We start from the raw sequence: 10,480 nt of genomic DNA on the forward strand, positions 1-10,480 counted from the left end.
ATATCCTAACTTCTCTGGAATCCCTTTAAAATAGAAATAAAATTATTCCCTCCTTGGTCTGATCAGTAATTCAGAGGCACAATAGTGGTGCTCAAACCATAACTACTGAGTAATTTAAGAACCCGATCAATATTTTCGAGGGTTGTGAACAATCCCGCTTGCATCACAGTTCTTCCTTCAAAGGAGGTCAGGAAAGAATCGGGAATTAGCGATCGCATTAAATTTTGTTGCTGCTCACTCTCAGCATTTACCAAAATCCGGTAACCCCGACTGGGTAGAGCTGAAGTCGGATTATTCCCTTGAGGTCCCCTTTGTTCAGAGTTTGATTGGGTACTTGTAGAAAACACTGGAATTGAGCTACCTGAATTAGAGCTAGCACTAGTATTTCGATTACTAGTATTTTGATTAACCGGTGTACTGATCTGACTAGACATTGACACCATAACGTCCAGGTCCTCAGTCGAGGGTTCTTCTGGTGTCGGTTTTGACCTGTCACTTGACGCATCAATCACTTCCTGTGACGGTGAAGCCGGAGTAAAACTGCTAGAATCCTCTCCTGGTTTGGGTGGTGATGTTGGTTCCTCAAAAGATGACTGCTCCTGATTTTGAATAACTTTCAGAGTCAGGGGTGTCAGGGGTTCAGAATGTGAACGTTGAGTGCTAGCATCAGAAGGCTGTTGAGTTTGAGAGGTTTCCTGACTTTCAGTTTGAGACCTTGCTGCTGGTCTAGAAGATTCAGTACTTGCAGAATTATTTAGTCCTGCGTCTTTGCCGATGTTATCAGTCGAGGTAGATGGCTGAGGCTCCAAACTTGATGGAACAGGAAATGAAGCTGCTGAGACCTCAGCAGATGTCGATTCCTTTGTCGGTTCCTTCTCGGCAGGCGGTTGGGATGGGACGACTTGGCTGGGGGTGGTGGGATTCTCCTGAGAATTAGGCGTAGTCTTCTGTGAGTGATTAGAGTTTTCTGCCATGACAACGGCTTGGTTGTCAGAAGCATCAGGTGTACTAGCTGGTTTACTAACAGCTGGTTTACTAACAGCTGGTGTTTCAACCTCCGACTCTTGAATGATATCCTTTTCAGTCTCCCCTGAATTAACCTCACTGTTAGTTTCCTCTTCTAGCTGATTACCAAAAGCAATCAGAGTAGGCTCAGACTCCTGATTGTTAATGTCAAACCGCCTATTACCTCGAAATATATTGTTTGATTTATTGTTTAATGTATTGTTTGTTGATTCTGTTGAATTTCCCCAATCCGGATTAGCTCCGACCTTGAGGACTAATCCATCCAGTTGGGAATTTTCAATCAGGTTATTCTGGAAAAATGGTTGAGCATTGGTTTCAACCACTACCCCATTTTTATTGCCAGTGATGCGATTATTAACGATATGGGGTGCAACGTTTTCGGCAATCAGAATTCCTAAGTCATTATTTTCAAATACATTGTCATCCACTTGAGTGTTTGAGGTTCCGTAAATGCTGAGCCCATTTCCTTTATTCTTGTAGAAGTAGTTACTGCGAATTGTTGGTGTACTATTTCCCTCCACAGCAATCCCGCTTTTGCTATTCCCAGTTAAGGTATTGTCTTCCACTAAAACCGAACCGACTTCCAGCCACAAACCATAACCTTCTGGATTAGTATTGTTAAGGGTTACGCCAGAAATAATCGTTTGGTCAGCACCTACGATTAGGACATCGTGACTAGCAGCCGTGGCACTAACAAAGGTACCACCGCCGCGAATCACCACATCGTGACCTCTAGTGCGGGGGTTGCCCTGTAGCTTGATACCGGGTTTCAGAAGTAGGGGGAAGGTTTCACCCATTTCACTGCTGTAGATACCCCTAGAGAGTACAATCACAGTATTGGTCTGGGCAGCTTGTAGCGCCTGAGTGATAGTTTTCAACGGTGAATCCTGGGTGCCATCACCACTACTGTCGTTTCCGGTAACTGGGTTTACAAACAAAAATTTGCTTTCTATGGTATAATCCATTTTGATTCCCCGATCATCCTGAGTTGATTGGGCTAAAGCTGTGGTTCCTCCTAATCCTAGTGGCACCATTTTTGAAGGGATAACTTGGCTGAAGATGCTAAAGGTTAATCCCAGCAAAATCGTTGTTACTGGTAACCCAAGATCAAAGGGTCTAGGCTGATGTTGGTGATGTTGGTGATGGCAGTGGGAATGATTGGCCTTGGGCCACGCTACGGGATTGGCCTTGGGCCACGCTAAGCGAAGGTAAATAGTTAATTCTATAGTGTTAATTATGATCAAACTCATGGCTGTTCTCCTTTAGTCCAATGTTCATGGAATTTGACATAAAAGTTGAGTTGAATGTCAAGCTTGATCGTATCCATAAACTAGGATAGTTGTAATCTATTTGTAATCATTTATCACTTGAAATGTGTCCGTTGCTAAAGGTTACTGACCACAGAAACAAGCTTTCCATCCACTGTTAGGATAGATAATAATGGAGTAGTTAGTAATGGAAGAGCAAGACAGCGGCATTATGGTTCAAAAAGCGGCGATTTGCCGAATTTTGGATGCAAATTTAGACCGAGCTAGAGAAGGCTTGCGAATTATTGAGGAGTGGTGCCGCTTTGGTCTCAACAGCGCCCAGATGGCTGGGGAGTGCAAGGAAATGCGCCAGGAATTAGCCCGTTGGCACAGCTCGGAAATCAGGATCTTCCGAGATACCTCAGGGGATCCAGGGACTGGACTAACTCATCCCCAGGAAGAACGACGTTCCAGCATTCAGCAGCTTTTACAGGCTAATTTGTGTCGGGTGCAAGAAGCACTACGGGTGTTGGAAGAATATGGTAAACTATACGACGCTCAGATGGGGATCGCCTTTAAGCAGATGCGCTATCGGGTTTACAGCCTAGAAAGCAATTTACTGGGATATCAGCGTCATCAGTTGCTAGAGCGATCGCATCTCTACTTGATTACATCCTTATCAGACCAGTGGTTTGCCAAGGTAGAGGCTGCCCTCCAAGGTGGACTAACCTTGGTACAGTACCGGGAAAAACAAGCAGATGATGGGGACAAACTAGCTGATGCTCAGAAATTGTGCCAGCTGTGCCATCACTATGGTGCTTTGTTTATTATGAATGACCGGGTGGATTTAGCTCTGGCAGTGGAGGCTGATGGGGTTCATATCGGACAACAAGATGTACCAATTTCCTTAGCACGGCAGCTACTGGGCTCCCAGCGTATTATTGGTTGCTCGACTACTAACCCTGATGAACTACACCGGGCAATTGCTGAAGGCGCAGATTATATCGGTGTTGGACCGGTTTATGAAACCCCTACTAAACCCAATAAGCAAGCAGCTGGTTTGGATTATGTCAAGTATGCTAAAGAGCATGCTACAATTCCATGGTTTGCAATTGGGGGAATTGATCCAAACAATTTAAACTATGTCTTGGATGCAGGAGCTCAACGAGTGGCGGTTGTGCGGGGGATCATGGAGGCGGAACAACCGACTCTAGTTACTCAATATTTTCTGTCCCAGCTCAAACGAGAGCACACTCTTCGATCTCTTGAAGCTGGGGTTTCTAAACCCTAATGTCCTAAAACTAGATAATAGTTAGACATGTTAGGTAATAAGTAATAGTGACTAATTTTGAATAGCTTGCTGGTAAATATTAGCTGATGATATCTAACAACACAACTCAAATTACCCTTGAAGTTAATGGTGAATCCCGGACCTGCTCTTGTGACACTAAACTACCCCAGCTATTAGAACAGCTAGGCTTAAATCCGCGCCTGGTGGCGGTAGAATACAATGGTGAAATTCTCCATCGGCAGTTTTGGAACCAGACTCAAATGCAGGAGGGAGACCAGCTGGAAATTGTCACAATTGTTGGCGGCGGTTGACTTTAAAGGAGATATTTTAAAATCTCCCCATCAATCTTCTTGATCATGGGTATTCAACTGGACTTGATATCACCAAAGCCAAGGTTAAAACACAGTCAAACACAAATTAGCTCAGGAGTTAAACCTAGATTGTTGCATAACTGTCGAATCTCTTCTTCATAGATAGGGTTCATCACAATAACCAGATCAGGTTGGTAATCCTGGAGAAATTCTGGTGGAACAATTTCCTGTCCTGTTCCAGCAACGTACTTCCCCTGTTTGCGGGGATTGAGATCTACGATGTCATCAATCACATCTTGGCACTTGAGCAGATTCAAAAAAGTAACCCCTTTTGAGCCAGCACCCCATGCTACGGCTTTTTTATCAGTTTGAGCGATGGTTGTCAGTTTGTGCTGCCAGCTTTCTAACTTCTCCTGAAACCTAGCGGTAAAGCTGGCAATATCGCGAGTCAATACCTCGATTTCATCCGGTTTTCCATAGCTGTTCGGGATTTCCCCATGCACTGGCTTTGCTTCCAGGCACAGGAACTGACCACCAAACGCCTCCTTGATTTCACTAACTTGAAACCCAGCATTGACAAAAGCTTGCCCTAGAGAAGTGGGGGCGAAATAGCAGCAGTGTTCATAGATAATGTCCCACACTGCTAAATGGCGAAAGGTATCTAAGGCGTTGGGGACTTCAAACAAAACAATGGTATTAAGGCGAGAACCGATCGCCTGTCGTAGTGGCTTGAGCAAATCTGCGGGATTGGAAATGTGCTCTAGGGTGTGCCGACAACAAATTAGATCGGCTTGATACTCTTGGTAAAGCTGTGAATAGAAATCTTGAACAAACTTGACTTGAGTCTGGAGTTGTTGATGCTCTGACCTAGGAACATAGCTGGGGTCAAAACCTACTCCTCGGTTATTACCTAGTTCACACAGACTTATCAGAAAATCCCCTTTGCCACAACCAATTTCAATAATGTCTTTATTGTAGAGATGGTGGCGCTTCACTAATCCAGCGGCAAGGGATTGGGCATAGTCCTGAAATCGGGCAGAGTAATGTAAGGAGTTTTCATAGTCCTGGGAATAACCTAATTTAGTAGGGTCAAACGCTAGGTTGCTAATAAAACCACAGCTAGGACAGAACCCTAGTTTGATATCTCCCTTGGAACAGTTTTGAGCAGTTTGACGCGATCGCCACAGGAGATTACAGTACACTGGCACCGCCAACATTTCAAAAAACACCTCTAAATCGGCAGAGGCACATACAGGACAGTTGTGGTTAGATAAGGTGTTCATTTCAAGTTTTCACTCCATGAGACTAGTACAGGGAAAGTACAAATAATCAGCTATCAGCTGACGGCTGATAGCTGACGGCTGATAGCTTTTAAGGAAACTTGGGTCAGATCACCCTTTCGAGAGTTTTCAGTGTCGGGATCTCACTAGCGATCGCATTACCAATCTCCAAAGAAGCCGTAGCACCAGGAGAGGGAGCGTTACACACATGCATTGCTTTAGGACTATTGACAATTAAAAAATCATCCACCAACTTGCCATCATTTTTTAAGGCTTGAGCTCTGACCCCAGCATGGGTGGGAACTAAGTCATCTGCTTGGATTTCAGGAATCAGCCGTTGCAAACTCTTAACAAAGGCAGCTTTACTGAAGGAGCGGATGATTTCCTGAATTCCTGCGTCTCCATGTTTGACAGCTAGTTTCCAGAAACCGGGATAGGTCATGACCTCCACAAAATCTCGCAGGTCAAAATCAGTCTTTCGATAACCTTCCCGCTTGAAACTGAGTACAGCATTGGGTCCAGCATGGACACTGCCATCAATCATGCGGGTGAAATGAACCCCTAGGAAAGGAAAATTTGGATTAGGAACTGGATAAATTAAGTGCTTGACTAGGTAGCGTTTCTCTGGCTTGAGTTCATAGTACTCACCCCGGAAAGGAACGATTTTAGCTGGAGGCTCAGCATCACCCAACTTAGCAATGCGATCGCTATGTAGTCCAGCACAGTTGATCACAAAGCGAGTGGGATAGTTACCATTGTTGGTTTCCAGCACTAGACCATCCCCAGTTTCCAGGATCTTTTCAACCTTACTATTGAGACGTAAATCCCCTCCCTGGACACGAACCAGTTCAACGTATTTTTCACAGACCTGCTTGTAGTTTACAATCCCAGTCGAATAAACTCGAATTCCAGCTAAACAACGGACATGGGGTTCAATTTCCTTAACCTCTTCACCAGTAATCTTGGCAATCTCTATACCATTTTCCAAACCCCTTTGGTAAAGAGTATCCAGTAATGGTAGTTCTTCTGGTTCAGTTGCTACAATTACTTTGCCACAGATGTCATAATCAATGCCATGCTTTTGGCAGAATGCCACCATCGAGCGATTTCCTTCGTAACAAAATCTAGCCTTGAAACTCCCTGGTTTGTAGTATATTCCAGAATGAATCACACCACTGTTATTGCCAGTTTGGTGAGCCGCCCAACTGCTCTCTTTTTCCAGTACCATAATTTTGGCATCTGGATAACGTTGACCCAATGCCATGGCTGTGGATAAGCCAATGATTCCTCCTCCAATAATCGCCAAGTCGTACATGGTTATTTTTATTACTGAAACTATTAATTTTAACTTTAAATGTTGAATGTTGAATGTTGAATGTTGAATGTTCAAAGTTGAATGTTGAATGTTGAATATTAAAAGTTAACCGTATCCCTGAGAAAGGTATAATAATGGAGAATATAGTGTTTTTTTGTATGGTGAGGTACATTTTGAAGCTAAAAATGTTTTCATTGAGACTTATGGTCTACCTCCTTATTGGAGGATAAACCGCTATAAACAATTAATTAATCATCAAAAAAAATTGGTAAGCCTATTCACTTACCATACTTTTTTTTACCATAAAACTTATTGGTATATTTGCAATTTTGGCCTGAAGGGGCGACCAAATAATAAACAATGACAAATGACAAATACTCTTTCCCCCGCAAGAATCCAATCCTTCGGTTATTGCTAAACTTTGCTGGGTGCTTTCTGATGGAAAAATTTTTTCCAAGTCTGTGCAGAAAAAACATAGTTCCCAAGTACACCTAAACAACTCCAGTAAACAATTTATGAGTCATAAGTCTTTAATTTTTGACTCATGACTCATAACTCATAACTCATGACTGATATTTATAGAGATATTACCTCTGTAGTTACTCCCATCTTATCCAACATTTGCTGAATTTCATGACAATATATCGAATTCATGACAATCACCTGATCAGGTCTGTATTCCTTTAAAAACTCTGGTGCCATAATTTGTTTACCAACGCCAGGGATAAATTTCCCATGACGATGGGGATTAATGTCTACCACGTATTCAATTTTGTCTGTGGTATCAAGAGTGGTTAGAAAAGCCACACATTTGGAACCCGAACCCCAAACTACAACACGCTTGCCTTGAGCATGCATCTGCTCTAAGTGCTGCTTCCAATTCTCCAGCTTCTTGCTAATCTCGTTGGTGAAGTGTTTGACATGCTGGGTCACTTCCTCCAGACTCTCTTCCAGAGGATGTACTTTGTCAGATGGGATGGTGACAGGTCGGGTTTCAATTAACAGATATTGTTCACCATAAGCTCGATACAGGTCAGTCACTTCAAAACCACAGTTGCGGAATAATCGCGCTAGGGATCCAGGGGTGAAATAGGAGCAGTGTTCGTAGTAAATGTCTTCAAAAGCTAAGTCTTTGAGTACTCGTATGGTATCTGGGATCTCAAAGACCACAACAGTATTGAGGCGATCGCCAATGGAGCGGCGCACGGTACTAATAAACTCAGCGGTAGGATAAATATGCTCTAGGGTATGGCGACAACAGATAAAATCACCTACATACTCAGCATAGCGCTCTGAGTAATAGTCTTTAATAAAGGTGACCCGGTCAGCGGCTTCACTTTGAACTCGTCCTACTACAGCAGATGGGTCAATACCAACACCACGATTATTACCTAATTCGCACAGCAGCAAGAGAAAATCTCCTTTGCTACAACCAATCTCTATAATGTCTTTGTCATGAAGGTCGTATTTGTCGATCAGATGATTGGCTAGATCAAGGGCAAACTGATTGAAGGTTGGAGAAAAACTCTGTTGGTCTTCATAATTGGGGGCGTAAGCTGACCACCTGGGGTCAAAGGAAACATTAGTGATAAAGCCGCAGTCTTCACAAAACCCCAAAACCACATCACCGCAAGGGAAGTCTAGAGCTGCTTCCTGGGTTGACATCATTAAGCAACTGTGAACTGGTACGTTGTGTACTTCATAAAATAGGGACAATCCTTGGTGTCCACAGTTGGGACAAATATGTTCTGATAATGAAATCGGTTGTGTGTGAGCAAAATTTTTGGACAATGCTTGTTGTATCATTTTGAGTAACTTTACTCTCTTGCTTGACCGTAAACCATACACTCTAAACAATCTTTGGTTGTGGAATCGGAATAATAAATTTACCTCCTTGTTGTCGATACTCTTCCTGTTGCTGCAAAATCTCATCAGCAAAATTCCAAGCTAGCAGCAAGACATAATCTGGTTTATCCTCTAATAGTTTTGATGGTGGGAAAATCGGTAAATGATTAATGCCCATGTAGCGACCATGTTTGAACGGATTTAAATCGACTACATAATCTACCAAGGTTTTATTAATTCCAAAATAACTTAGCAGAGTAGTTGCTTTAGCTGCTGCTCCATAGGCTGCCACCTTTTTACCCTGTTTCTTCAAATCCCAGAGGATATCTAGTAAAGAAAGCTTAATTTCCTGAACACGGTTAGCAAAATCACGATAGTAATCAATGCGGTCAACTCCCCGCGCTACTTCTTCTGCTAATAGAGATTTTACGGATTCCTTAACCTGTTCCTTAGGCTCCACAAAGAGCCGTAACGAACCTCCATGGATTGGAGTACGTTGGATGTCATTTAGGAATAAACCATGTTTCCTAAACAACCGATCCAAAGCAGTTACTGAAAAATAACATAAGTGCTGATGGTAGATAGTGTCAAATTCACAGTGATCTACCAAGTCAACCACATAGGGGACTTCAATCACTGCTACACCAGTCTCTTTCAGCAGAACCCCAATTCCTGCTACAAAGCCATTCAGATCTGGCACATGAGCCAAGACATTGTTAGCAAGAAAAACATCAGCTTTCCGTCCTTCAGAGTGTAGCTCTATTGCCAAATCTTTGGTAAAGAATGTACAAAGAGTAGGAATACCTGCTTTTTGGGCAGCTTCCGCAGGTCCAGAGGCTGGGTCAATTCCCAGCACCGGAATTCCTTTTTCAACAAAGTTCTTGAGCATATAGCCATCATTACTAGCTGCTTCAATCACTAGACTGTTGCTGTTGAGTTGTCTTGACTCAATGATGGCTTTGGCACTATCTCCAAAGTGTTTTAGCAACGATTTTGATACAGAAGAAAAATAGGGGTAGTCTCGACAAAATAGGATTTCCGGGGGGACACTTTCGGTGATTTGGACTAAACCACTGCTAGGAGAAAACGCCAGATCCAATGGAGCAGTATATTCAGGTTTATCTAACTGGTTTTTAGTAAGTAATCCATCAGCTAATGGGGTGTAACCGAAGGAAATAATTAACTCTAAGTCATCAGTGCTGTTAGCACGGCAAATAGGCATTGAATTAGACATTATTATTTTAAAAAAAATATGACTGTTAATTGTTAACTGTAAACTGTTGGCAATTAACGGTTAATCAGCAACAAAAAAATATTCATAACAATAGCAAAGTAAACTTTTTATTAAAGTCAACTAATTCTCCAGGGTGACTGCAACAAATTTTTCCGCCCTTTTGGTAATTGGTAATTGGTAATTAGAGTAGGATTACCGATTACCGATTACCGATTACCCAACAACTCCTAAACACTCATGGGTTGTATTTTAGGAGATGTAGGTAGCTGGGTACGCCAACGCAGGGTTTGATCTAATCTTCCAGTGCTAAGTAATTGTTTGATGTGAGCAATACGCTGATACCTTGGTCCTTCAAACTCTTCCAAGGTTAAGCCTACAGTTTGATAAGCCTGGTAGAGTTCTTGAGCTCCCCGACGGGCATTCCATTGGGGTTTGAATTCGGGTAATGTCTGAATGATCCTACTACAATCAACGCGATAACAGCGCTTATCCGGTCCAGCATCTTTAGCGTATTCAATTTCGCAGCCTGGGACTGTTTCTTTGACAATTTCGGCTAACTCTCGAATGCGATAGTTGTCCTCATTCCGTCCCACATTAAACGCTTGATTGTGTACCACCTCACGAGGTGCTTCCAACACTGCAATAAAAGCTTGAGAAATATCTTCAATATGGACAATGGGACGCCAAGGGGTGCCATCGCTCTTGATATACACTTGACCCGTGGTAAATGCCCAAGCCACCAAGTTATTGAGTACTAAATCAAAGCGCAAACGCGGCGAAACACCGTAAGCCGTAGCATTCCGCAGAAAGGTAGGACTAAAGTTATCGTCCGCTAACTGAGTAACATCTTGCTCGACACGAACTTTAGAAATGCCGTAAGGAGTGACAGGGTTGAAGGATGATTCCTCAGTCAACCAGTCATCACCACCAG

Annotated in this window: 8 protein-coding genes; 2 read left to right on the forward strand and 6 right to left on the reverse strand. The window is 42.9% G+C overall.

Annotated elements, in window-relative coordinates:
• Window positions 1-62 precede the first annotated feature (62 nt).
• A complete protein-coding gene (locus tag F6K57_RS16460; RefSeq protein WP_293069280.1) occupies window positions 63-2,276 on the reverse strand; it encodes a DUF1565 domain-containing protein in 2,214 nt (737 codons plus the stop codon).
• 205 nt (window positions 2,277-2,481) lie between these two features.
• Between F6K57_RS16460 and F6K57_RS16465 the strand changes: the two genes are divergently transcribed.
• Entirely contained in the window at window positions 2,482-3,564 is a 1,083-nt protein-coding gene (locus F6K57_RS16465) for a thiamine phosphate synthase (protein ID WP_293039545.1), read from the forward strand.
• 86 nt (window positions 3,565-3,650) lie between these two features.
• Entirely contained in the window at window positions 3,651-3,875 is a 225-nt protein-coding gene (gene thiS / locus F6K57_RS16470) for a sulfur carrier protein ThiS (RefSeq protein ID WP_075895832.1), read from the forward strand.
• Between the two features lie 95 nt (window positions 3,876-3,970).
• Here the strand turns inward: thiS and F6K57_RS16475 are convergent, their stop codons facing one another.
• The 5 genes from F6K57_RS16475 to F6K57_RS16495 all read right to left on the reverse strand — a co-directional run.
• Entirely contained in the window at window positions 3,971-5,158 is a 1,188-nt protein-coding gene (locus tag F6K57_RS16475; protein WP_293069282.1) for a class I SAM-dependent methyltransferase, read from the reverse strand.
• 103 nt (window positions 5,159-5,261) lie between these two features.
• The gene (gene lhgO / locus F6K57_RS16480; RefSeq protein WP_293069284.1) at window positions 5,262-6,470 is read right to left on the reverse strand and encodes an L-2-hydroxyglutarate oxidase; all 1,209 of its coding nucleotides are present in this window, start codon (window positions 6,468-6,470) and stop codon (window positions 5,262-5,264) included.
• A 576-nt stretch (window positions 6,471-7,046) separates the two neighbouring features.
• Complete coding sequence (locus F6K57_RS16485) at window positions 7,047-8,276, reverse strand: class I SAM-dependent methyltransferase (protein ID WP_293069286.1); 1,230 nt, start codon at window positions 8,274-8,276, stop codon at window positions 7,047-7,049.
• Window positions 8,277-8,319: 43 nt separating this feature from the next.
• A complete protein-coding gene (locus tag F6K57_RS16490; RefSeq protein ID WP_293069288.1) occupies window positions 8,320-9,549 on the reverse strand; it encodes a class I SAM-dependent methyltransferase in 1,230 nt (409 codons plus the stop codon).
• 227 nt (window positions 9,550-9,776) lie between these two features.
• On the reverse strand, window positions 9,777-10,480 hold a 704-nt coding region (locus tag F6K57_RS16495), incomplete at its 5' end, for an NAD-dependent epimerase/dehydratase family protein (protein ID WP_293069290.1).

The organism is Moorena sp. SIO4A5, from assembly GCF_010672005.1.
In the GTDB taxonomy this organism is placed as follows: domain Bacteria; phylum Cyanobacteriota; class Cyanobacteriia; order Cyanobacteriales; family Coleofasciculaceae; genus Moorena.